Origin of the sequence: Bifidobacterium cuniculi, from assembly GCF_000741575.1 — a bacterium.
Taxonomy (GTDB): Bacteria; Actinomycetota; Actinomycetes; order Actinomycetales; family Bifidobacteriaceae; genus Bifidobacterium; species Bifidobacterium cuniculi.
In genome coordinates this window covers 321,116-344,253 of record NZ_JGYV01000001.1, presented here as the reverse complement: position 1 = coordinate 344,253, position 23,138 = coordinate 321,116, and the positions used below count along the sequence as shown (strand labels likewise).

At 64.1% G+C, this 23,138-nt stretch carries 21 protein-coding genes and 1 tRNA gene; 8 read left to right on the top strand and 14 right to left on the bottom strand.

What is annotated here, in order from left to right:
* Nucleotides 1–20: 20 nt before the first annotated feature.
* Nucleotides 21–743: a response regulator transcription factor gene (locus tag BCUN_RS01530; RefSeq protein ID WP_033515510.1), complete on the top strand. Its 723-nt coding sequence runs from the start codon at nt 21–23 to the stop codon at nt 741–743.
* Nucleotides 740–1,816, top strand: coding sequence for a sensor histidine kinase (locus tag BCUN_RS01525; protein WP_033515508.1), 1,077 nt, complete (start codon nt 740–742; stop codon nt 1,814–1,816). The genes BCUN_RS01530 and BCUN_RS01525 overlap by 4 nt, the downstream gene beginning before the upstream one ends.
* Here BCUN_RS01525 and BCUN_RS01520 read toward each other — a convergent pair.
* Together BCUN_RS01520 and BCUN_RS01515 are read right to left on the bottom strand one after the other, a co-directional pair.
* Nucleotides 1,788–2,462, bottom strand: a complete 675-nt coding sequence (locus BCUN_RS01520) for a ComF family protein (RefSeq protein WP_160257623.1) — start codon at nt 2,460–2,462, stop codon at nt 1,788–1,790. The genes BCUN_RS01525 and BCUN_RS01520 overlap by 29 nt on opposite strands.
* A 77-nt stretch (nt 2,463–2,539) precedes the next feature.
* Nucleotides 2,540–3,358, bottom strand: coding sequence for an HAD-IIB family hydrolase (locus BCUN_RS01515; RefSeq protein WP_033515506.1), 819 nt, complete (start codon nt 3,356–3,358; stop codon nt 2,540–2,542).
* 52 nt (nt 3,359–3,410) lie between these two features.
* Between BCUN_RS01515 and BCUN_RS01510 the strand changes: the two genes are divergently transcribed.
* Nucleotides 3,411–3,839 carry a metallopeptidase family protein gene (locus BCUN_RS01510; protein WP_081895462.1) on the top strand — a complete coding sequence of 143 codons (429 nt, stop codon included), beginning with the start codon at nt 3,411–3,413 and terminating at the stop codon, nt 3,837–3,839.
* Between the two features lies 1 nt (nt 3,840).
* Here BCUN_RS01510 and BCUN_RS01505 read toward each other — a convergent pair whose 3' ends face one another.
* The gene (locus tag BCUN_RS01505) at nt 3,841–5,379 is read right to left on the bottom strand and encodes a DUF5719 family protein (protein WP_033515502.1); all 1,539 of its coding nucleotides are present in this window, start codon (nt 5,377–5,379) and stop codon (nt 3,841–3,843) included.
* On the bottom strand, nt 5,376–8,468 hold the full coding sequence (locus BCUN_RS01500) for a glycosyltransferase family 2 protein (RefSeq protein ID WP_033515500.1): 3,093 nt from the start codon (nt 8,466–8,468) through the stop codon (nt 5,376–5,378). Before BCUN_RS01500 ends, BCUN_RS01505 begins: the two co-directional genes overlap by 4 nt.
* Nucleotides 8,469–8,658: 190 nt before the next feature.
* Here BCUN_RS01500 and BCUN_RS01495 point away from each other — a divergent pair, with 190 nt between their 5' ends.
* The 4 genes from BCUN_RS01495 (at nt 8,659) to BCUN_RS01480 (ending at nt 13,477) form a co-directional block, all read left to right on the top strand.
* Complete coding sequence (locus tag BCUN_RS01495; RefSeq protein WP_033515499.1) at nt 8,659–10,107, top strand: LCP family protein; 1,449 nt, start codon at nt 8,659–8,661, stop codon at nt 10,105–10,107.
* 25 nt (nt 10,108–10,132) lie between these two features.
* Nucleotides 10,133–11,335 carry an LCP family protein gene (locus BCUN_RS01490; protein ID WP_238552286.1) on the top strand — a complete coding sequence of 401 codons (1,203 nt, stop codon included), beginning with the start codon at nt 10,133–10,135 and terminating at the stop codon, nt 11,333–11,335.
* Nucleotides 11,336–11,433: 98 nt separating this feature from the next.
* Nucleotides 11,434–13,128, top strand: coding sequence for an FtsK/SpoIIIE domain-containing protein (locus BCUN_RS01485; protein WP_238552285.1), 1,695 nt, complete (start codon nt 11,434–11,436; stop codon nt 13,126–13,128).
* A gap of 70 nt (nt 13,129–13,198) precedes the next feature.
* The gene (locus BCUN_RS01480) at nt 13,199–13,477 is read left to right on the top strand and encodes a WhiB family transcriptional regulator (protein ID WP_033515497.1); all 279 of its coding nucleotides are present in this window, start codon (nt 13,199–13,201) and stop codon (nt 13,475–13,477) included.
* A gap of 86 nt (nt 13,478–13,563) precedes the next feature.
* On the opposite strand, the gene BCUN_RS01475 is transcribed toward BCUN_RS01480, so the two are convergent.
* A complete protein-coding gene (locus BCUN_RS01475; RefSeq protein WP_033515495.1) occupies nt 13,564–15,045 on the bottom strand; it encodes a sensor histidine kinase in 1,482 nt (493 codons plus the stop codon).
* 90 nt (nt 15,046–15,135) lie between these two features.
* On the opposite strand from BCUN_RS01475, the gene trhA reads away from it, so the two are divergent.
* Nucleotides 15,136–16,020 (top strand): PAQR family membrane homeostasis protein TrhA, encoded by an 885-nt coding sequence (trhA, locus tag BCUN_RS01470; RefSeq protein ID WP_051920449.1) that lies wholly within the window; start codon nt 15,136–15,138, stop codon nt 16,018–16,020.
* An 81-nt stretch (nt 16,021–16,101) separates the two neighbouring features.
* Here trhA and BCUN_RS01465 read toward each other — a convergent pair whose 3' ends face one another.
* The 9 genes from BCUN_RS01465 to eno form a co-directional block, all read right to left on the bottom strand.
* Complete coding sequence (locus BCUN_RS01465; RefSeq protein ID WP_033515493.1) at nt 16,102–16,584, bottom strand: GreA/GreB family elongation factor; 483 nt, start codon at nt 16,582–16,584, stop codon at nt 16,102–16,104.
* A gap of 125 nt (nt 16,585–16,709) precedes the next feature.
* Nucleotides 16,710–17,117 carry an FKBP-type peptidyl-prolyl cis-trans isomerase gene (locus BCUN_RS01460; RefSeq protein WP_033515491.1) on the bottom strand — a complete coding sequence of 136 codons (408 nt, stop codon included), beginning with the start codon at nt 17,115–17,117 and terminating at the stop codon, nt 16,710–16,712.
* Between the two features lie 80 nt (nt 17,118–17,197).
* Nucleotides 17,198–18,658 carry an L-serine ammonia-lyase gene (locus BCUN_RS01455; RefSeq protein WP_033515489.1) on the bottom strand — a complete coding sequence of 487 codons (1,461 nt, stop codon included), beginning with the start codon at nt 18,656–18,658 and terminating at the stop codon, nt 17,198–17,200.
* 44 nt (nt 18,659–18,702) lie between these two features.
* Nucleotides 18,703–19,272, bottom strand: a complete 570-nt coding sequence (locus BCUN_RS01450) for a hypothetical protein (protein WP_033515487.1) — start codon at nt 19,270–19,272, stop codon at nt 18,703–18,705.
* A 114-nt stretch (nt 19,273–19,386) separates the two neighbouring features.
* Nucleotides 19,387–19,466 (bottom strand) — tRNA-Leu (locus BCUN_RS01445).
* Between the two features lie 50 nt (nt 19,467–19,516).
* The gene (locus tag BCUN_RS01440; RefSeq protein WP_033515485.1) at nt 19,517–20,515 is read right to left on the bottom strand and encodes a Ppx/GppA phosphatase family protein; all 999 of its coding nucleotides are present in this window, start codon (nt 20,513–20,515) and stop codon (nt 19,517–19,519) included.
* A 44-nt stretch (nt 20,516–20,559) separates the two neighbouring features.
* The gene (locus BCUN_RS01435; protein ID WP_051920447.1) at nt 20,560–21,135 is read right to left on the bottom strand and encodes a DUF501 domain-containing protein; all 576 of its coding nucleotides are present in this window, start codon (nt 21,133–21,135) and stop codon (nt 20,560–20,562) included.
* A gap of 2 nt (nt 21,136–21,137) precedes the next feature.
* The gene (locus BCUN_RS01430; RefSeq protein ID WP_033515483.1) at nt 21,138–21,629 is read right to left on the bottom strand and encodes an FtsB family cell division protein; all 492 of its coding nucleotides are present in this window, start codon (nt 21,627–21,629) and stop codon (nt 21,138–21,140) included.
* Between the two features lie 95 nt (nt 21,630–21,724).
* The gene (gene eno / locus BCUN_RS01425; protein WP_033515481.1) at nt 21,725–23,017 is read right to left on the bottom strand and encodes a phosphopyruvate hydratase; all 1,293 of its coding nucleotides are present in this window, start codon (nt 23,015–23,017) and stop codon (nt 21,725–21,727) included.
* Nucleotides 23,018–23,138: the final 121 nt, after the last annotated feature.

The window sequence follows — 23,138 nt, the reverse complement described above, 5'->3', positions numbered from 1 at the left end:
CAAGGGAGGCACGACAAGCCATGGCAGCCGAAAGCAAAGGTGCTGCGTCGCAGTACAAGATATTGGTCGTGGAGGATGAGCCCACCTTGGCGATAGCCGTCTCCCAGCGGCTCAACGCGGAAGGATGGATTGCCAAGGTGGCGTCGGACGGCATCACCGCGGTGAAGGCGGCCGCCCAGATGCGCCCCGACCTCGTGGTCATGGACGTGATGCTGCCCGGCATGGACGGTCTTGAGGCCACCAAGCGCATCATCGCCGAGCGTCCTGTCCCGGTACTGATGCTCACCGCCCGTGACGACGAGGCCGATGTGCTCGTGGGGCTGGGCGCAGGCGCCGACGACTACATGACCAAGCCCTTCTCCATGCGCGAGCTCATCGCCCGCTGCAAGGCGCTCCTCCGCCGCGTGGAGCGGGCCAGGGTCATCGCCCAGACCAGCGAGAACGAGAAGGTGCTCGACTTCGGATCCCTGGTCATCGACCCGGCCACCCGCAAGGTCACCTTGCGAGGCGAGTCCGTCCACCTGACCCCCACAGAGTTCGACCTGCTCAACACGCTGGCATGCAAGCCACGTTCCGTGCTTACGCGCGAACAGCTCCTGGAGGATGTCTGGGACTGGGTGGATGCCTCCGGCACCCGCACCGTCGATTCCCATGTCAAGGCGCTTCGCCATAAGCTCGGTTCCTCGACGATCAGGACCGTGCATGGCGTCGGCTACGCATTTGAGCCCCCGGAACAGCCATGACGGACACCCCATACGAAAAGACCCCGAAGGGGCGTGAGCCGTCCGTGAAGGACGGCAAACGCCCCTTCGGCGTGTTACGGACGCTACGTGGCGAACTGAGCATCCTGATCGTCGTCTCGACCGTATTGGCCTTCCTCCTAGCGTGGCTCCTGGTGAAGGGAGGCATCAACGGATGGCTCTCCCTGCCCATCACCATCATCGCCACGATGACGTTCACCTATGTCACCTCGCGGGGGCTCTCGCGCCCCTTGGTGCAGATGCGCAACGCGGCCCAAGCCATGGCGGAGGGTGACTACGGGGCTCGCGTGCATCTCAACAAGACCAGCCACGACGAGATCGGCCAGCTGGCGCACTCCTTCAACGAGATGGCCGACGAACTGGAACATGAGGACCAGATGCGTCGTGACATGATCGCGAACGTCAGCCATGAGCTTCGCACCCCCGTCGCGGCGCTCCAGGCCATGGTGGAGAACATGGCGGACGGTGTCGTGGACCCCACTCCGGCGAACATGGAAAGCATCCTCGCACAGACGCACCGCCTGAGCGACCTCATCTCCTTCCTCCTTGACCTGTCGAGGATCGAGGCAGGTGCCGCGAGCCTCGAGATTGCCGACATCGAACTGGCGGCATTCCTCAATGACACCATCCGTCCACTGGAATACGCCGACGCCGGACACGACCACACCATCGAGACGCGGGTGCCCGACGGCATCGTCATCGAGGGTGACGAGAACCGGCTGCGCCAGCTCTTCACCAACATCATTGCCAATGCGCTCAAGCATTCGCGCGATGGGTCATCCGTCCTGGTGGAGGCCCATACCGATGTTGAGGACGGCCATGCCGTCGTCAACGTGGTCAATTTCGGCTCCCACATCCCGGAGGAGGTCCGCCAGGACATCTTCCGCAGGTTCGTCCGGGGGGAATCGGGGCCCGGTACCGAATCGGGTGGCACCGGCCTTGGACTGTCCATCGCCCGATGGGCCGCCCAGCTCCATGGTGGCACTGTCCAGGTGGTGGATGATCCCCGAGGAGTCGATTTCGAGATCAGGCTGCCGATGAGACATCTGCAGTGAACGTATCGCAATGGCCTTGGTGCACTGCCCCACGCGGTGGCGTATGCACCAGGGCCATTGCCGTCCATACCGACGCGCCGTGCGCATCCAACAGGGCCGTACAGGTACGCATGGTTGCCCCCGAGGTCACGATGTCGTCGATGAGGATGACATGCCCCTTGAGCGACCGCAAGGCTTCCTCGTCCACCTGCACGTGCCCTGCGACACGATGGTGACGCTGTGCGGCTGTCGTTACTTGGACGGATTTGAGACGTATGCCCCGTATCCGCAGCAGGTCCACGGCTTCGGCCGCAACGCCGTAATCGGCAAGCCGGTCCGCCACGGCAATCGCCAGTGGCACGCACTGCCGCCGCCCCCGCCGGCGCACCGAGCGCGGCGAGGACGGCACGGGAACCACCGTGTAGGCGCGATCCCGTTCGAGGCAACCACTCCGGACCAAGGCATCCACCGCCTGCCCCAGGGCCTCGGCAAAGGGGATGTCGCATTCCACGTCACCGTGGTCCTTCCATCCCAATATGGCACGTCGCAATGCACCTCCATACCTCCCGCATGCCATGCCCCAACCCAGCACGCTGTCGGGCAGCGCGAAGAACTGCGGATTGGCCAGCAGTCCACGGCAACGCGCACAGAGCACCTCATCCGGCATGTCACAGGCTGCGCACCCCCGAGGAAAGCACAAATCACGCACGGCACAGGCCAGTTCCCGGCAGGCATCCCGGAAGGTCATGGGCGACGGGCCCGTTCGAGCCGTGCGATGATGCCCTCCCCCAACAGCAAGGTATCGGCGGGGCATCTCACCTCGATGGCGGTCACCCCCGCCTTGGCGGCAGGATAGTCATTGCCGTCGGGGTCCATGCGATCCCCCACGAACACGATGGACTGCATCGGGAGGTGCAGGGCGTCTGCCAATTGGCGCATCGCAAAGGACTTGTCCCGGCCGCGTTCCGAGATGTCCACGCTGGTCAAGCCCCCCGAACGCACCTGCAGATGGGGCAGATCGGCCTGCAGGCTCTGGGTGAGACGGTTCTTCTTCACGTTCCCGGGATCCCACCGTTCCTTGGCCTCGACGGGCGCATGCTGCCCCAAGGCGGAGAAGGTGATCTGGCTGCCGCGGTCCTCGATCCGCTCGCCCCAGGTCCGCTCCTCCCAGATTCCCTGTTCGCGGGCACGGCGCTCCAGCAGTGCCATGGCCTCCTGCCGGTCCCGGGGATTGATGTCGTATTCATAGACCTTCACCCAGCCGTGTCCGTCCCAACGGTAGTACCGTGTACCGGTGGTGGGCATGAGGTGCATGTTGGCACGGTCCGCCTCAGGCCCCAGCACATCCGTGATCTGGCTTTCCACCAACGCCATGGTGCCGCCGGACACGATGGCCACGGGGACAAGCGTCGTGAGCCGCGACAACATGTGCGCCATGTCGGGGTGCATAGGCTTCTTCGATTGGGCCAGGGTGCCATCCAAATCGAATGCCATGAGCCCCATCCGGGCACAGAGCCCGTCTAGATCGACCTGGTCGAATCGCTGGATCGTGGGTTCCTGCATCAATCCTCCCTCGCACTCCGATGTTGCCATGCGGTTGCTCTACAGTGGAGGCATGCTTCAACCCCCATGGAATGCACCAGTATATCGCAACCGCCATGGTCGCGGGCAGCGTACTCCGATGTTCGGCACGAGGATCCCCCGTTACCGTACACGCAGCGGGATGTTCGACGACATGGTGATTGCCCAGATCAAGCGGCTCTCCCAGGCATGGCCCAACTATGTCAGGCCTGTGCAGTTCGCAGTCGAGGACGTACCGCCCTCTGCACCGGCACCCTGGGAGGAACGTGCCAGGCCATGTTCCCACGCCTTCCCCGGATCCCACGGGATGGCGCCACGCGTAGTGCTGTACCGTCTGCCGCTACAGACGGCGGCACGCGACCGCGTGGAACTGCAATATGCCATCCGCGATGAGCTGGTCGATTGCATCGCCCAGCTCTATGGCCGTCGCCCCGACGAGATCGATCCCGATTGGGGACGGTGACTCACTGCACGATGGCCGGGTTGCGTCGGGCGGATACGGTCTGCTTGGGGATGTCCAATGCCGTCGACGGAACGTATGCCACGGCTGCCACGTCGGCATCATCGACCTGGTCATTGCCAAGGAAAGCGCCCCATACCACGCCTGCCTGTCCGGAGTCGGTCTCGATGGCAACGGTTCCCTCTCCCATGGCCTCGAGGTCGACATTGCGTGCGCAATCGGCGTCCAACTCGATCCGCTGGCTTCCCGTGAGATCGCCCTTGGCGTCGTACCCGCGCAATTCGATGTCGGTTCCCTGTGAGGACATATTCGCCACCGTCAGCGCTGCCGTGGTGGACGGAGGAATGGCCAATGCCGATTGCGCACTGCCCGCGGATGCCTGCACCAAGGCGAAATCATGCTGCTGCCCGTGTGTCGCCTCCACGCGTGCACAAGCACGGAACGGCGTACGGCCCTGCACGTACAGGGCGATGGCATCCTCGGGACGGTCCGACAACTGGGTCTCGGCGATGGAACCGGCAGGGACGTCGATCGTGGTCGCCTTGACCAGGCCGTGCCCGGTCATCCATGAAACCTCGATACGGTCATCCTGCTCGGCGCGCGTCAGGAGGGACACCTCCTGGTCCGCCCCCTTCCCGAGGACCATGGCCTGGGCGGCGGCAGCACCGGAAACCGGCATGACGTAATCATTGCCCAAGGCGGTCAGGCCCTTGGCGCTGACGGAACGGATCATGGCGGCAACGGGTGTCCCTTGGCTGGACACGGTCACATAGAGGGACTTGAGATCCGGCGCAGCCGCTTGCAACATCACCGATTCCTGGCTGTTGGGCGCAATGGAGACGACGCTGTTCGTCGCCAGCGCAACGTTCTTGCCCTTGCTGTCCCATGCGGACAGCGTGACCGTCGTGGCCTTGTCGGTCGGATTCGCCATGACCAGTTGCTGGGTGTTGCCCGTCTGGGTGGAAGGCACCAGGAAGGACTGGGTCAAGCCAGTGGCGATGCATCCGGCGGCTGCCATGCCCGGCAGGTCACCCTCGGTGGCCCATGATGCCACCGCGCCGGTGGCCCCGGTCCCCTGTTGTGCCTTGAGGACACGCGTGTCGAACAGCAGGGGCGACGTGACGCCTTTCCGGGATGCGATGAGGGCCGACTGCCCAGCCTGCCGGTCCTGGGGACCGCTGAGCACCACGGCATCCACTGCGTCTGCATCGGCAAGTTCGCTCACCTGGGAGTGAAAGATCGATCCGAAGGCGGCGAACCGCGCAGAGGATGCCAGGTTGCCGGCAGAGGCCCGGAATTCCTCATCGCCATAGGAATCCGCATCGGCGAGTTCCATCTGAGACGGACACACCATGTCGATCTGGCGCGGGCTGGTTTCCTGGACCACCTGTGTGTCATCGGAGGCGGGAGCGTCTGCCGCAAGGTCCTCGGTGGGGATCATGACAAGGGCGCCCAGGAACGCCACGACCACGACGGCCGACGCAATGGTTCCGGCAATCACCCTGCCACGGCTGCGTGGGGACTCCATCCGGTCATTGCTCATTCCTGTTCCTCCTTGGTGGTGGTGACCCGGGGCACGGCCACGATGCAGTACAACACGACCATGATGCCCAGACACCACAGCCATGCGGTGCGCCATGGGCTGTGCTGCGCAGCCGACTGACCGGCGGCATCGATGTGCTGCTGGGCGACCGGTTGCGAGGTCAGTCGGTAGTATGTGCCTTGTTCGTTGCTGACCACGGCCTGGGTACCTTGTGAGGAAGTGATGTTGGCCAGGAGCTGTTCACTGACCTTGGCACTGATGCCTTCCGAGGGACGCGTGACCACGTAGATGCCGCCGAAGCCCAAATCGGCCAATTCCGAGATGGCCTCGTTGTCGCTGGCGGCAAGCAGCTCTGCGGCCACCCGCCCGATGGCCTGGTCGTCGGTGCCCTCCTGCAAGCCATAGGCGCAGCTCACGCGATAGGCAGGGGAATCGTCCAGGAGGTCTCCCCTGCCGGTCCTCATCACCGCGTAGTCGACGCTGTCCGCGTCACGGGCCGCCACGGCCAGCACACGTCGATCAGGGTCCTGTTCCAGATAGTCCTGTGCCACCATCGGCAGTCCGCTGCCGGTGATTGCGACATGCCCGCTCTCGGCAATGCCGTAGCCGAACGCACACGCGACCAAGGTGAGGCATGCGAGTGCCAGGCTTACCACGGCACGGGCTGCCACTGCCCAGGAGAAACGATGCGAATGCCCTGTTGCCAGCTGGCTGAATGGCGTGACGCTTGCACCAGCGGTCAGCCCTACACTGGCTATCAGGCCACAGGCCGCCAGGGACACGCCGGGGAGCACCGATCCGGAAGCTGCCCCGTAGGGCATGACTGCGACCACTACCGCCCCGGAAAGCACTGCCAGCAACATACCGCATATCGCAACCGTCCACAGGATGCGGCAGGCGCGGAAGACGGTCGGACGGACCAAGGCCAGCAGGGCCAAGACCACCAGGAGCCCGGTCCCCGCCAGAAGCAACACCGCCACGAGAACGTGGGAACCACCGGAGGGCCAGGTGCCACCCTCCCCCAATCCGAATGCCTGCCGTGTCACATCGGCCAGGTCCATGATCCGCGGAGAGCCGTTCCGCGACTCCACGGGAACCATGACATCACCGAACAACTGCCGCCACATGCCATCCTTGGCGTGGCGCACTGCACTGACGATGGTGGGGGCCAGCGCGAAGGCGGCGGGGAATGGGATGAGCAGGAGCATCAGGCGGTGGCGACGCACGAACGCCAGGAAGGCGAAGAAGATCACGACCAGTGCCAGCAGGATCTGGGGTTCCGCAGCAACCACGGGGATGAACAGCAGTGCCGCCCAGGCTGCAGACTGTACCGAGGAACGGGGATTGACCGGCTGCTCCGTACGGTAGAGACCCACTGCCTTGAAGGAGAACGCCAAGGCGGCGGGCAGGAAGACCATGACCGTCAGCATCGCGAGGTTCGCCTCGGCATACAGTCCGAACGCCAATGACATGGCAAACCAGAGCAGCCCCGAAAGCACACGGATCACGTCGGATCGGGTGACCACGCCTGCCAGCGCCCAGAAGGAGAGCACGCTGGCCGGCGCAGAGAGGAAGAAGAACAGTGCCATGGCCACGGATACGTGGCCCCCGGCAAGCACGGACAGTCCCATCAGGACCAGCAGCCATGGGGTGGGCGGCAAGGCGACGCCCGTTCCGGCTCCGAAGAACCATTGGGTGGTAGCGCTTTGGACCAGCTGGCGGAACGTGGCATCCGTGGGCAGGAGTTGATCGGAAGTGAGTGAGGCTCCGGTCAAGCTGTAGCGCAGGATGGACCAATACATGGCACACACCAGCGCAAATGCAAGGCACGAGCCCACTGCCGCAACCAGCCATCGGCGCACCAGGCGGTGGCGCAGGTGTGCGGCGGCAAGGGGATCGAGCACCACGTGGTCCCGCTGGTCGTCAAAGGCATCACGCCGGGCGTTCCACTGGCGGATCTGGCGACGGTCCGCCCTCAGCGCACCCATCGTGCCCCGTCCGGCCGGTCCCGCCATCCTGACCCTCCGACGCGGTCCCAGGGCACCGAGGACATTGGCCAGGGCGATCCACGGCATGCACAACATGCACCATGCGCGGTACGGCATCTTGCGGAACAGCAACGCAACCGCCTTGCCCAGGGCTACGAAGAGGCTGGCGAGCCACATGAGCGGCCACCAAGCCGCCGTGACATCCGTATAGGCATACTTCTGGCCGGCCCCCATCACCGTCATGGCAGGATCGATGGCCTCGGACTCCTCCAGAGGTTTGCCGTCCTTGGTGCGGACCCCTTCGAAACGGGCACGGCGGTGGGCGATGCGCGCCTGGGGGACCACCACGACACGCCGGCCGCCACGACAGAGGCGACGACAGAAATCAGCGGATTCCCCGAAGGTCGTGAACCACGCATCGATACCATGGGCGGCCACCAAGGTGTTGACCGGGACCAGTGCGCCGGCCAGCGATACCGAGAACACGTCGGTACGGGCATCATACTGCTCCTGGTCCGGTTCCCCGTCCACGACCAGGGAGACCGTACGCATCCTGGCGGCGTAAGAACCCACGTCATGCAGCGCCGTGCCGTCCCAGTCACATTGCTTGGCTCCCAGCAACGCGGCGGTCGGCGTATTGCGCTTGGCATCGAGGAGGGTCTCCAGGCAATGGTCATCCGCCGGGCGCGAATCGTCATGGAGCAGCCATAGCGTCTTCGTGGTGGCATCGACGTTTGCACCCCTCAGCGCCTTCTTCACCGCATCGCCGAAGGAACGAGCGTGGGTCACGCGCACCAGCTGCACGGCAATCCGCTCCGACCTCGGTTCCCCCGCCAGCGGGTCCGGGTCGGCACAGGCGATGTCGAAGCCCGTCTGTACCGACCGCTCGAGCCGACCGGCGCAATCGGCGATCACGATGGTCGACGGCAGCACGGTCTGCCTGAGGACTGCGCCCAAGGTATGTGGCAGGTAGCGCAGGTCGTCCTCCACGGTGATCACCGCAGTGACGTCACGTTCGGTGCGTTGTCCGCAGGAGGTCGGCCGGCTCGCCAAGGCGTCACCGACCAGCCGCTGGATACCGCTGTCGCTCGGGAAAGTCATAGGGACCAGTGTACGCAGACGTGCCTATCCGGTGAACATATCGGCGGATCGTGCCTCGCGGGAGGTGTTTTTCAGAGCACTGTCATATAATCTCATATGTCCACGGGTAGAATCCGAGTGGTGATACGCCAAGCTTCCCTGCGTCTTGTGGTTGACGCCATGTGCGGAGGCAGACAACGAAAGGCACGTTTTGGCTTCCCATATCGACAGGAATGAGCAACCGACCTATCTGGGCGGGTCGATGCGCATGCATCCCCACCACAGCGCAGTCGCCTACCGCATTCGGCACCGGATACTGCGCCTGGTGGCCTGCATCGTCATCGCGGTCCTCGCATTCGGCGGTGCTGCAGCTTACGCCACATGGCTCAACATCAACGGCGTGGTGCAGACCAACCGTGTCGAAAGCCTGGTGGAAGGCGGCGAGGACGAAGTGCTCGATCCCAACTCAGGCAAGGCCATCTCCTTCGTGGTCATCGGACAGGACACCCGTGACGGCGACAATGCAGCCTTGTCCGGGGGGACCGAGGCGGATATCGGATTGCATAATGCGGACACCACCATGGTCGTGGAGATCGGTCCGAACCGCCAATTCATCAACATCGTCTCCATCCCCCGGGATTCCATCGTCGATGTCCCTAGCTGCCGCACGTCGAAGGGCACCGTCCCCGCACAGTACGGCATCATGTTCAACACCATCTTCAGTACGGCATACCAGGAGGGCGGCGACCTGTCGAGTGCGGCCAGCTGCACCGTCAACGCGGTCAATGCGCTCACCGGACTGCACATCTCCAACTTCATCGTGGTCGACTTCAAGGGGCTGACCGACATGATCGACGCCCTGGGCGGCGTGGACGTGTGCATCCCCGTGGACACCGTCGATGCCAACACCGAGCTGGACCTCAAGAAGGGCATGCAGCATCTCGACGGACGGCAGGCGACGAACTATGCGCGCATGCGCAAGGGAACGGGGACCGACGGTTCGGACATCATGAGGACCACGAGACAGCAGTACCTCATCAAATCGATTTTCCGCGAAGCGATTTCCAAGAACCTGTTCACCCAGACCTCGCAGTTGTACCAGCTGGCAATCGCAGCGCTGAACTCGCTCAACATCAGCGACGGCATGGCCAACACGAATGCGCTCATGGGCCTGGCCTTCAGCCTGCGCAACCTGCAGTTCTCCCACATCTATGCGCAGACCGTCCCCATCATCCAGGCGCCCTTCGATCCCAATCGCGTGGTTTGGGCCGACAGCGCCAAGGAGGTGTGGAAGAAATTCCAGGAGGACAAGCCGCTGTACGGAGACGATTCCTCGGACCAGGAGGAGGCGCAGGGCAACGGCTCGACCGCCAGTGCCTCTCCTTCCGAATCCGCTTCCCAGGAGCCCGAACCGACACCGGAGGGGTCCTCGTCGGAGGAATCCTCTCCCGCCCCCTCCTCGACGCCGACCCCTACCGTCGATCCCGTCACGGGGCTGATCACAATGCCTGACGGCACATTGGTGGACCCGAACACCAATGGCATCGTCGATCCGGAGAACGGCACCATCAAGGACCAGGACACCGGCCAGTACATCGGCATTGCGGATGACTACCTCAACAACACGGTATGCGCCGTGCAGCCGAACAAGCAGGACTGACCACCGACATACACGAAGGACGACGATGAGCTACGACGACGGCAGCGGGACACCACCGAGTTTTGCCCCACGCCATTCACGGGCAGATGCCGACGCGACTCCCCAGCCGTCGGCATCGACACCGCCCAGCTTCGCGCCGAAGCAGGGACGGTCGGCGTCGGGAGGCACACGCCATGCCGGTACCGCGTCGGCTCCGGCGTCGGCTTCCCCCGCACCACGCGCCCCACGGCAGCCTGCGGGGAGTGCACCGTCCCCGGCACGGCAGCGTACCAAGGCGGTCCGTCCGCACCGCATCCGCAACAGGGTCATTGCCGTCCTCGTGGTGTTGGCACTGGCACTGGGGTGTACGGTGGCTGGACTGTGGCACTGGGTCGACAGCGGGTTGCACCGTGAGGAATGGATCCCTGCCGGCGGTCCCGCTGCCTCGTCCGCCACCACGTGGCTCCTCCTGGGGTCCGACGAACGTGACGGGACCACGGGTGACGACACCCCCGGCGAGCGTACCGACACCATCCTGGTGCTTACGAAACCCAAGCACGGTCCCAGTTCGCTCATCTCCATCCCCCGTGATTCCCTGCTGGAAATCAATGGCAATTACCTCAAGATCAATGCGGCCATGCAGGAGTATGGCCGCCAGGCGCTGGTCGAGCAGGTCGAGGACATCACCGGGCATCGCGTCGACCATGTGGTGAAGATGACCTTCGGGGGACTGACCAAGGTCGTCGATGCGCTGGGCGGCGTGGAGCTGTGCTATGACGCTGACGTCGATGACGAGAAATCGGAACTCCATTGGACCGCCGGCTGCCATGTGGCCGACGGCAAGACCGCCCTTGCGTTCTCCCGGATGAGGTATTCGGATCCCAAGGGAGATTTCGGCCGCAGCGAACGCCAGCAGCAGGTCATCGGCGCCATCGCGAAGAAGGCGTTGTCCCCTTCCACCTTGCTCAACTTCAGCAAGCTGAGGAACGTGGGCGACGCCGCCCTGGACGCCGTGACCGTGGACGAGGCGACCAATCCCATGACGTTGGTGCACATGCTGCTGGCATTCCGTGACGCTTCAGGTGACCAAGGCATCACGGGTTCCCTGTATTGGAGCGACCCGGGCTATGTCGTCGACGGCGTCGGTTCGTGTGTGCTTCTGGACAATGACCGCAACCTCGAGCTGTTCGACCAACTCAATGACGGTACGCATGCCGCGGGGACCGTGGGGTCGGCATCCGAACTGTAACGGCAGTCCCCGAGGATGCCCTGGGCGTAATGCCAGACGCCCGACCACAGCAACCCCCGGCACTTGTGCCTTCCCCGCAGTCCTGTCATGCTGGATCCATGGAAGAGACCAATCAGCGCGGCATGGCACGGCGCAGCGCCATCCTGCGACGATGTGCGCGCATCATGCCGGTCGCGGCGCAGGGCATCATGTTGGTCATACTCATGGCCAACCGCCAATGGGTGTTCGCCCTCATGGTCGGCGCGGGATGCGTCGGGACCGCGGCGGCCCTGGCATCCGGACGGGATCGCCCATCCCATCCTTTCGGCATGTCGCAATCCGAGCCACCGTCCCCCGCCGGCAGCCAAGCACGCCTTGCAAGCAGCTCGTTGGAGGACCTCCTGGACCTGACTGCCGATTCCCTTCCTTTCCGCACCATCGCCCATCGATGGCTGACGGCCGGCGGGTCCTGTTCCGTGCCCATCGGCCTGGGGCAGTCAGGCGCCACCGCATGCCTTGACTTGGCACAGCAAGGCCCCCATGCCATGGTCGCAGGGACGACCGGCTCGGGCAAATCGATCCTCCTGCAGGACTGGTGCCTGGCACTGGCTGCGACGCTCCCGCCTTGGCGCATGCAGTTCGTACTCCTGGATTTCAAGGGAGGGGCCGCCTTGGACTCGCTTGCCGCGCTCCCTCATGTGCGGGGTTGTGTCAATGACCTCGACCTTCCCTACGCCACGCGCGCCTTGCTGGCCTTGGAACGTGAACTGACGCATCGTGAACGTCTTGCCGCGTCCCTGCGCTGCCCCGACCTCATGGAGAGTGCCCAGGCGCCCCCACGTCTGGTCATCGTGGTCGATGAATTCCACATGGTCCATGAGCAGCTTCCCGACTACATGGACCGATTGGTGCGCATCGCATCCCTGGGCCGTTCGCTGGGAATGCACCTCATTGCGTGCACGCAGAACCCCTTGGGACAGATCAGCGCCTCCATGAAGGCGAACATCAACTGCAGGATATGCCTTCGGGTGCGGGACGGCCTGCAATCACAGGAGATGATCGGGTCCCAGGAGGCTGCTCGGCTCCCCGCAGCGGCACCCGGCCTGGCTTTCGTGCTCCATGACGAGCAGCCTGTCCTGATGCGCTGCGCCAGACCCAGGGACCTTGAGGCGACCATCGCGCACATCGAGACCTGCCACATCCTGTTCGGCAGGGAACGCGATGGACTCCTGTTCACTCCGCCATTGCCCTGCAGCGTGGACACGGTGTCATTGGGTCCGCCGCCTCGGGGTTGTCTTCCCTTGGGGTTGTCCGACGACGGCGTAGCCTACGATCCGGCCTGGATTGATTCTTCGATGGGCAATCTCGCGCTCATCGGCTCGCGCACCCATGGTGTCCATGAGGTCCTGCAAGCACTGGATGAGCAAGCGCATCGTGCAGGCTTGGATGTGGCCTGCGTCGCCGATGCCGACCGGCTGCTCGACCCACTGGCGATGGATGCGGAAGCCATCGCCTTCCGTGACCGCTTGGCGGATCATCGCGCCTGGACGATCTTCACGCTGCAGTCGGGCCGTCGGCTGCGAGTGCCCGAGCATTGTGCCATGCGATTGGTCTTCCCTACAGGGGATCGCAGCGTCGACCTCGGCAACGGCATCCCCGCAAGGGTGCTTGCCGCACTGTCCTCGGAGGATTACCGGATACCGGGGCGTGGCATCCTGCTCAATGGGGACCAAGCCAGTCCTCTGCAGTGCATAAGGCAGGGACCAGACGGCGTCCCGGGGCCCGAAAGGTGGGAATCTGCACAAAACCCTTGAAAAAAATCCGGAAGTTGCATAGCATGAGCAACGTAGCACCTCCGTTCTCGACACAAAGGAACCCACCACCATGAGCAGTGCATTCGACTGGCGTGCCAAGGCCGCTTGCCGCGACAAGGATCCCGAGCTGTTTTTCCCGGTTGGCAACACTGGCGCCGCCTACCAGCAAATCGAGGAGGCAAAGGCCGTCTGCCGCACGTGCAAGGTCATCGACGCCTGCCTCAAGTGTGCACTGGACACCAACCAGGATTATGGCGTCTGGGGCGGCTTGAGCGAGGATGAGCGCCGCGCATTGAAGCGTCGCGCCATGCGGGCGCGCCGTTCCCAGTCCATGCAGATGCAGCTGTGACGCTGCGGGCAGCCTGAGGGACGTCATGCATGGGTGGGCCCCGGACGCCGATTCGGCGTCCGGGGCCCACCCATGCATGACGTCCCTCAGGCTGCCCGCAGCGTGATGTCCAATTCCACGCGGGTGCCACCGTTGCTGCCGGGTTTCCACGCCACATGCCCGTTGAAATCGTTGGTCACGAAGGTATTGATGATTTGCGTGCCCAGACCAGACCCCGAGGAGCGTGCCATGCCGTCATGCTCCTCGTGCGCCAATCCGTTGCCATCGTCCTCCACCACGATATGCAGGCAGTTGCCCTCCCTCGCGACGGACACGGTGATTTCACCTTCCTTGCGGTTCTCATAACCATGTTCGACGGCGTTCGTGATCAGTTCGGTGAGCACCAGGGACAGCGGCGTGGCATCCTGTGCGGGCATCATGCCGAATTTGCCTACGAAGTGTATGCCGATCCGCTGTTCGCTCATGGACGCCAGGTCCACGCTCATGCGCAGCAGGTTCGCGATCACCTTGTCGAAGTCCACGATGTCGTCGGCCGACTGGCTCAGGCCCTCATGCACCATGGCGATGGTCTGCACCCGTCGTTGGGCCTCCTGCAGCTCCTTCTTGACCTCGTCGCTGCCGGTACGGCGCGCCTGGAGCCGGAGCAATGCGGACACGGCCTGCAGGTTGTTCTTGACCCGGTGGTGGATTTCCGAGATGGTGGCGTCCTTGGTCTGCAATTCCACTTCGCGACGGCGCAGCTCAGTGACATCGCGGCAGAGGACCACTGCCCCGGTGCGTCCTTCCGCATCCATGAGGGGCAAGGAGCGGATCGACACGGCCGACTTGTTGGCATCCAGTTCGGAGTCGACTGCAGCCTTGCCCAGAAGCACCAACGGCAGCGTTTCGGAGACGTTGTCATTCTCGTGCAGCAGGCCGGTGCCCACCTCGCTGAGGTTGGCCCCCTCGAGGGGGTCCATCATGCCCAGGCGGCGGAAACAGCTGATGCCGTTCGGGGATGCGTAGAGTACGTCACCGTCCACGGTGAGCACGATGAAGCCGTCCGAGACACGTGCATTGTGCCGTTGGTTCATGACCGCGTCATGGTACGGGAACTGTCCGCGGGGAATCATGGCGAACAATTGCTTGCCGGCCAGGATGCTTTCCGACTCGTACCTGCCGTTGGACTCGCGGGTGGCCAGGTTGGTCTCCCTCACTACGAGCCCCAAGGTCTTGCCCGCATGCCGGATGGGCGCATACACGTTGCATACGGTGGAGCCGTCAACGTCATGGAAACGCGCCGCGTGGTAGACCCCATCGGTGGCCATGGCGGCATCCATTTCCTCCGCCAGCTCGCCGCCGCCGATCACCGTACCGACGATGTCGTCGACGCGCAGGCTCATCACCGTAGAGGGGCGACACTGCTCCGCGACCACATAGCTGCCGTCGCCCCGCTGGAGCACCAGGAGCAGGTCGGCAAAGCTCAGGTCGGCAATCACCTGCCAATCAGCTACGAGGTGGTGCAGCCATTCACGGTCCGCGGCGTCGAAATCAGGGCGGGTTGCCAGTATCTGTGAAAAATCAGCCATGCGAACATCATACGCGGCATGACGATCATCATGTCATGAAGTTACGGTAGCGTAAGCTACGTCAACGTAACAAACTTCGGAGAAGGAAGCATGGAAACCTCACATGGGGGCGCACACGACGAGCTGCAACAGCCAGCGGATGGCGTGCGTCGGCAGGAACTTGCAAGCAGGGCCGCGGCCGTCCGCGCCCAGGCACGGGCCAAGGCCGATGCCATCCGGGCCAAGGCCGAGGAACGTGCGGGGAAGGTCCTCGCCAAGGGCGAGAGGAAGGCCGCCGGCATCGAGGACGGCCACGGGTCCGGGCGCGTCAGGAAGATACGCCTGGATGTACATGGGCGCGAGAAGCCGCTCATGCGCGGATGGCTGCACGCCGGGTCCGCGCCACTCGCCTTGGCTGCCGGCATCGTGCTCATCTGCCTGGCCCATGGAACGGGCCTCAAGTGGGCATGCGCCGTCTTCATGGCGTCCTCGTTGGTGCTATTCGCCAATTCGGCCGCCTATCATCTGGGTGATTGGTCGCCGAGGGTCACCGATGTATTGCGCCGAATCGACCACATGAACATCTTCCTGCTCATTGCGGGCACCTATACGCCGATTTCCTTCGCCTTGGACGATTTCTGGCGTCAGGTGATCATCATCGGCATGTGGAGCTGCACCGCGGTGGCTCTCATCATCCACGTGGTATGGATCAACGCGCCACGCTGGCTCTACGTCGCCGTCTACATCATCTTCGGGGTCTCCGGGGTCGCCTTCATGGGGCTGTTCTGGCAATCCCCGACGGCCGGTCCCGCCGTGGTCTGGCTGGTCCTGGCCGGAGGCATCTGCTATATTGCCGGCGCCATCGTGTATGCGACGCGCAAGCCGGATCCCTGGCCGCGGGTCTTCGGTTTCCACGAGATATTCCATCTGGGCACCATCGCAGGATACGCATGCCACATGGTGGCGATCTACCTGGTGATCGTGAACCTGAGGTGATCGGAACTGCTTGCATGCAAAAGCCCCGCACGTCATGTCGATGTGCGGGGCTTTTGCATGCAAGCAGTTCCGACCACCAGGTCACTGCAGGGGACGCGCCTCCTTGACGGTCACCGAGATCTCCCGGCCGTTGGGAGCCTTATAGGAAACGGTGTCCCCCTCGTGGGCACCGAGAATGGCTGCGCCAATGGGCGATTCAGGGCTGATGACGTCGTAATCGGTGGCCACGGCGATGTCACGCGAACCGAGCACGTAGGTCATGTCACGCCCGGCAAGGTCAATCGTGACGACCGAGCCGTTGCCCACCGTACCCGCCGCAGGCGCCTCGAGGATCTTGGCGTTGCGCAGCTTGACGATGAGTTCGTTGACACGTCCCTCGTTCTTGCCCTGCTCCTCGCGAGCCGCCTGGTACCCGCCGTTCTCCGAGAGGTCGCCCTCGGCACGGGCCGCGGCGATTCGCTCCGTGATCTCGTCACGGTATTCACCCTCTCGCCAAGCCAGCTCCTCCTTGAGCTTGTCATATGCCTCCTGGGTGAGCAGGATGGTCTTTTCTTCTTCTGCCATAATGCACGTCCTTCTTGATGGCGGCTGGGCGGGGCAGCCGCTTGCTTGGTTCGTTGCGCCCTTTCACAACAAGACGGAGCACCGAAGCCGACTGCTTCGGCGCCCCGGTCCGCATGGCGCATGGTTCAACGTGTCGAGATGATGTCGATCACGAATTCGAGCGTATCACCGCCGCCGATGCCGGCCTGCGGGACACCGCGCGAACCATACCCATACTCCGGGGGGATGGAGACCAGGAGGCGTGAACCGACATTGTGTCCAGGCACCGTCTGGTCCCAGCCCTTGATGACCTGGCCCACACCGATGCCGAAGCTTGCGGGCTGATGACGTTCGAAGCTGGAGTCGAAGGCTTCGTCCTTGCCCCATACCTGACCGTGGTAATTGACCGTCACGGTGTCGCCACGGCGCACCATCGGCCCGTTGCCTTCCACCAGCTCCACGACCTTCAGGCCCTTCGGGGCCTCACCCTCGGGGAAAACAAGCTCCGGAAGGTCGCCGAATCCGCCTTGGACCTCAGGCATCTGAGTAGCCATAGTTCCTCCTTGATAGGTTGCAACTCCCCCACAGTAGCACACCAACGGGGCCGGCGGCACCCATGCAGCCAGCGGCAGAGTCAGCATTCCACCACGTTGAGGGCCAGACCGCCCTGGGATGTCTCCTTGTATTTGGACATCATGTCGCGACCTGTATCCCTCATCGTGGCAATCACCTGATCCAAGCTGACGATATGGGAGCCATCGCCGAGCATGGCCAGGCGCACTGCGGCGACAGCCGTGTTCGCCGCAACTGCATTGCGTTCGATACAGGGAATCTGCACCAAGCCACCGACTGGGTCACAGGTAAGTCCCAGATGGTGCTCCATGCCGATCTCGGCCGCATTCTCCACTTGGCGCACGGTCCCGCCGACCACGGCGCACAACCCTGCCGCTGCCATGGAACATGCCGATCCCACCTCGCCTTGGCATCCCACCTCCGCCCCGGAAATCGACGCATTGCGCTTGATGAGATATCCCACCGCCGCGGCAGTGAGCAGGAAGGTACGCACACCTTGGTCATCGGCATTGGGGACCAGATGCCGGTAGAACATGAGCACGGAGGGAATCACGCCGGCGGAGCCGTTGGTGGGCGCCGTGACCACGCGTCCGCCCGCGGCGTTCTCCTCGCTGACGGCAAGTGCGAAGAGGTCAAGCCAGGCGGCATCCGCGTGGGTGATTGCGGATAGCGGTCCGCAACGTTCCGCAGCGAGCACGTCCGCACCCATGCGCAGGCTGGCGTAGATTCCCGGCGCCCGCCTGGGCACGTCGAGGCCGCCCAGAAGGACGGTCTGGCCGCTCGTGCAACCCGCGCAAACGCAGGCATGCATGGCCTCACGGATGGCATCGAGTTGCGCAAGCACCTCGGAGGCCGGTCGGGATGCTGTCTCGTTGGCCCAGACGATGTCGGCAATGGATATATGGTGCGTCTCGCATTGCCCGACGAGCTGGGCGGCCGTGGCAAAGGGGTAGGGCCAGCCTTGCGTGGATTCGTCCGGTCCGTGCAGCTCGGCGTGCCTTGGGGTGCCGTCATACGGGGCACGGTCGTGCAGGTCAAGGACAGTATCGTCGGGACTGCCCTGCTCGATGAAACCGCCACCGACGGAGTACCATACCTGCTCGAGGAGCACTGCGCCTCGCGTGTCCCGGGCGATGCAGCGCAATCCGTTGGGATGGGGAGCCAGACGGTGCCAGGCGTCCACCACGATGTCACGATCGAAGTCGAATGCGATGCGATGGGTGCCGTCCAGTGCGATGGTGCGCCTTTGTGCGCATATGGCGTGGATATGCGCCAAGTAATCAGTATCCACCGTGCGGGGGTCGTTGCCTTCCAGCCCGGCGACAGCCGCCCTGTCGGTCCCGTGGCCCAGTCCCGTCATGGCGAGGGAACCGTACAACACGACGTTCACCTGTGCCACCTCCCCCAGCACACCCCGTACCGCCAGGTCATGGGCGAAGGCACGTGTGGCCAGCATGGGGCCCACCGTATGGGAGGAGCTGGGACCGACACCGATGGAGAACAAGTCGAGCAAGCTGAACATACCAGGCATTATAGGCCCGTACGGGTACGCCCTCTCCCCAGGTGCTAGGCGTTGAGCGCCTGCAGCACCATGGCGAGGATCACGCCTCCGGCAATCGCCAGGAGGACGGTCACGGCGGCGACGGCCACCATGGTCTTCATGCGCTTGGCAAGTCTCGGGGCCAGGGTGAAGGCCAGGAAGAAGGCCACCATGCCGAGCAAGGCGCCATTGATGCCCACCATCACCGTGGTGGCATGGCTCACGACACCCAGTCCGGCTCGCGCGGTAATCATGTTCACGATGCCCAGAACGACCCATACGGTCCATACCGCGAAGCCGATGGCACCGGTGACCGCATAGACGACAGGCTGGACCGTACGCTTCATGCGATAGGCGAAGGACTCGGCGCACCACAGCAGTGCGAACCCAACGATGTAGGAGAAGCCAACGGCCAGGAGGATGGCGATGGCCGCCCAGGGCAGCGGTGCCACCGGCACGATGCCTGCGTAGAGGGGGCAGCAGAGAAGCTCGCCGAGCGAGAGCGCCGCGGCGAGGATTATCGCCTGCGTGGCCATGAGGGGCAGTTCCCCCTTCGCATGGTTCCGTTCCGGTGGGGTGGGAGCTTTGTTCGTCATGGATGTCCTCGTCCTGTGGGCCAGTGCTGCTTGATTCATGGGCACACTGTAGGCATGCCCGTGTTTCGCCGTGTTACGGAGAGGTCACGGCACAGTGTCCGCATCATCCGCGAGTGCCTCCGGCGGGACTCGAACCCGCAAGCCGAAGCGGCTGGGTTTAAGCCAGCTGCGTTTACCGATTTCGCCACGGAGGCATGGGGCATTCATGGATATTATGCCATGGCATACCCCGCCATGCCCAGGGTCAGATGTGCGCCAGCAATCGGCGCCCCAGGTCGAGGACAAGTCCGTCCAGCAGGCCGTGCTCGCTGGCGACGTAGGAATCGATGCGCTGCCCGTGGTCAGCCAGGGCCGCGTCGCCAATACGGGCAAGCACACGGTTCCAGACCAGCGCACCGCCGCCGACCACGTCGATGCGGCCCGGATGGATGGTGGGGTACGTGCGCCGTTCGGCCCTCGTCATGTGCAGGAAACGGTCGTCGACGTCGAAGGCCCGGGCGAAGTCCATGCGTACGCCATCGACGGCACTGTGGTCGTAGCGGTCAAGTCCCATCGCCAAGGCCGTCATGGTGGTCACGGTGCCGGACACGCCGATGATGGTGCGGGCCTGCCCTGCAGGCACCGTGCGGAAGGCCTCGGTGACGTGCGCGTCGATGTCCTCCACGGCAGCGTCGATTTCGCCTTGGGTGGGCGGGTCATGGTGGAAATGGCGTTCCGTCATGCGCACGGATCCGATGTCCATGGAGTAGGCGGCCTGCACCTTGGTGGCACTCGCGGACTCGCCATCGCCGCCCAGCACCAATTCGGTGGATCCCCCGCCCAGGTCTATGACGATGAAGGGGGGCTCCAGGTCCGCACGGCGTGTCATGGAAGTGGCGGCCAGGAAACTCAGGTCAGCCTCTTCCGTACCGCTGATGACCTCGGGACGCACCCCGAGGATGGACTCGACCGTATCCTCGAAGTCACTGCGGTTGCGCGCATCACGGGTGGCCGAAGTGGCGACGAAACGCAGGGCGTCCACGGGATGGCTGGCGAGGATTCCCGCGAACTCGCGCGTTGCCGCGTAGGTGCGTTCCAGCGCGTCCGCGGCGAATTCGCGAGTGCGGTCGACCCCTTCCCCCAGACGCACCACACGCAGGGTGCGCGGCACGATGTCCTCGATGCCGTCGTGCCCCACGCGCGCGATCTTCAGGCGGATGGAGTTGGTGCCGCAGTCAATCCCGGCAACCGTCACGTGATCCATGATGTTCGGTCCTCCTTGCAGTGGTCCTCGGCAGTGCATCCGTCTCAGGCGAAGAAGCCTGGAACCGTCACGCCTTCGTCCTCCAGTTCCACGCGCATGCGATCCATGGCCATGTCGCCGATGGGGTTGATGCCCGGTCCCATGACCAGGCTGTGCGCGACCAGGGCATGCAGGCATTTGATGCGCACCGGCATGCCGCCCGCGGAGATGCCGGCGATATGCTCCTCGCTGTCCCCCATGCGTTCCGCCAAGACATGCCTGAACGCGAGGAAGGACTCATGGGCACGCCGGTAGGAAGCCTGCAGCTCCTCGTCGGCGGCCAACATCGCGCCCAGCTCACGCATGGCGCCTTCGGCCTCGAGATGCGAGGCGGCCTTGACGACGGCCGGCCCGGTCAGGTAGAAAGTCGTGGGGAACGGCACCTTCCCGTCCACGATGGGACGGGTGACCACGGCCAGGGGGATGCCTTGCCCATCGCGCGCCCCCACTGCAACCATGCCTCGTGGGTAACGTCCCAGCTGCTCCTGCACCACGGCGATGTCCTCGTCGGTGGCCGGGGTCGCCAGGATCTCGTCCAGACGGCGGCGCATCAGGCTGTCCAGGTTCTCGTGTTCGTTCATGGTCAATGGTTCTCCGTCGGAGTGGTCTCGGTGGTGGTCGTGTTCAGGGCGTCCTGCCTGGGATCGTCGGCCTGTCGCAGCGAGTAGGCCAGCTCGCTGTACCAGGGCAGGGTGCTTTCCCCGTCGGCCATGGCACCGTCATCCGTTTCCTTGTGCCCGGTGACTGCCTCGGGGTGGTCGACGCGGATGGGGGTCTCGCCGGGGAAGACATATCCGAGCCGTTCCCTGGCCTGTGCGGTGACATAGGCATCATCGTTCCAACGGTCGATGTCGTTCTCCAGCTCCTGCTTCTGCGCGATCAGGGAGGATTCCTGCTTCCTGAGGCTGTTGAGCTCGGAAAGGTTCAACGCATAGGAGTGGAATGCCGCGATCAGCTGGATCAGTCCCAACGCGACGATGAACAACGCGACGAAGAAGAGCACCGGACCAGACCCTCCCCGGGAGTGCTTGGATGTGTCGGGTGCCGTGGTGCGTGGTCGTGGTCGCTTGCTCATGGTTACGAAAATACCCGTCACATTCGACTGTATCGAACATGACGGGTATGGTCACGTCAGGCGCGTCAGGCAGGAAGCCTTGACGGCGTCATGGCTCACATGTACTGCTTGCAGGCCTTGAAGGCGCTGTAGCCGGCGTACTCGGCGGTGGAGCCGAGCTCCTCCTCGATCTCGAGCAGGCGGTTGTACTTGGCGATGCGCTCACCGCGGGCCGGGGCGCCGGTCTTGATCTGGCCGGTGTTCTTGGCCACGGCGAGGTCGGAGATCGTAGTGTCCGGGGTCTCGCCGGAACGGTGGGAGACCATGGAGGTGAAGCCGTTCTTCGTGGCCAGTTCGATGGCGTCGAGGGTCTCGGAGACGGTGCCGATCTGGTTGAGCTTGACGAGCAGGGAGTTGCCGGCACCCATGTCGATGCCCTTCTTCAGGCGCACCGGGTTGGTGACGAACAGGTCGTCGCCCACGAACTGGAGACGGTCACCGAGGGCCTTGGTGATCTTGGCCCAGTCCTCCCAGCCTTCCTCCTGGAACGGATCCTCGATGGAGACGATCGGGAACTCGTCGACGAGCTTCTCGTAGAAGTCGAGCATGTACTCGGAGTCGCGGTCCTCGCCGTCGAAGTGGTACTTGCCGGTCTCCTTGTTGTAGAACTCGGAGGATGCGACGTCCAGGGACAGGCCGATCTGCTTGCCCGGCTCGTAGCCGGCGGCGGAGATGGCGTCCATGATGAACTTGAGGGAGTCCTCGTTGGTCTTCATCTTCGGGGCGAAGCCGCCCTCGTCGCCCAGGCCGGTGGCCAGGCCCTGCTTCTTGAGCACGTTCTTGAGGGTGTGATAGACCTCAACGCCGGCCTGCAGTGCCTCGCTGTAGGTCTGGAAGCCGTACGGGGAGATCATGTACTCCTGGATGTCGGTGGCGAAGTCCGCGTGGGCGCCGCCGTTCATGATGTTCATGTTCGGCACCGGCAGGACGTGGCCGTTAGTACCGCCGATGTAGCGGTACAGCGGCAGTTCGGCGCTCTCGGCCGCGGCGTACATCGCGGCGAGGGACACGCCGAGGATGGCGTTGGCGCCCAGGCGGCCCTTGTTGGCGGTGCCGTCGAGCTCGATCATCAGGTCGTCGATGGCGCGCTGGTCGGTGGCGTCCATGCCGATGACCTTGGGGGCGATCTCCTCGTTGACGGCCTTGACCGCGTTCAGGACACCCTTGCCCATGTACACGGACTTGTCGCCGTCGCGACGCTCCCAGGCCTCTGCCTCACCGGTGGAGGCACCGGACGGCACCAGGCCGATGCCGCGGGCGCCGTCCTCGGTGTCGAGGACGACCTCAACGGTCGGATTGCCACGGGAATCAAGGATTTGACGCGCATACACGCTTTCAATAGCAGCCACAACTACTCCTTATGTGTCAGGTTGTGATGACGCTCCTTAGCGTAATGGAGTAAGTGGACGAGCGGCGGCATGACGCATCAACGTTGCGCATCGCGCGCACATCTGCCCAAACCGGGGCGGC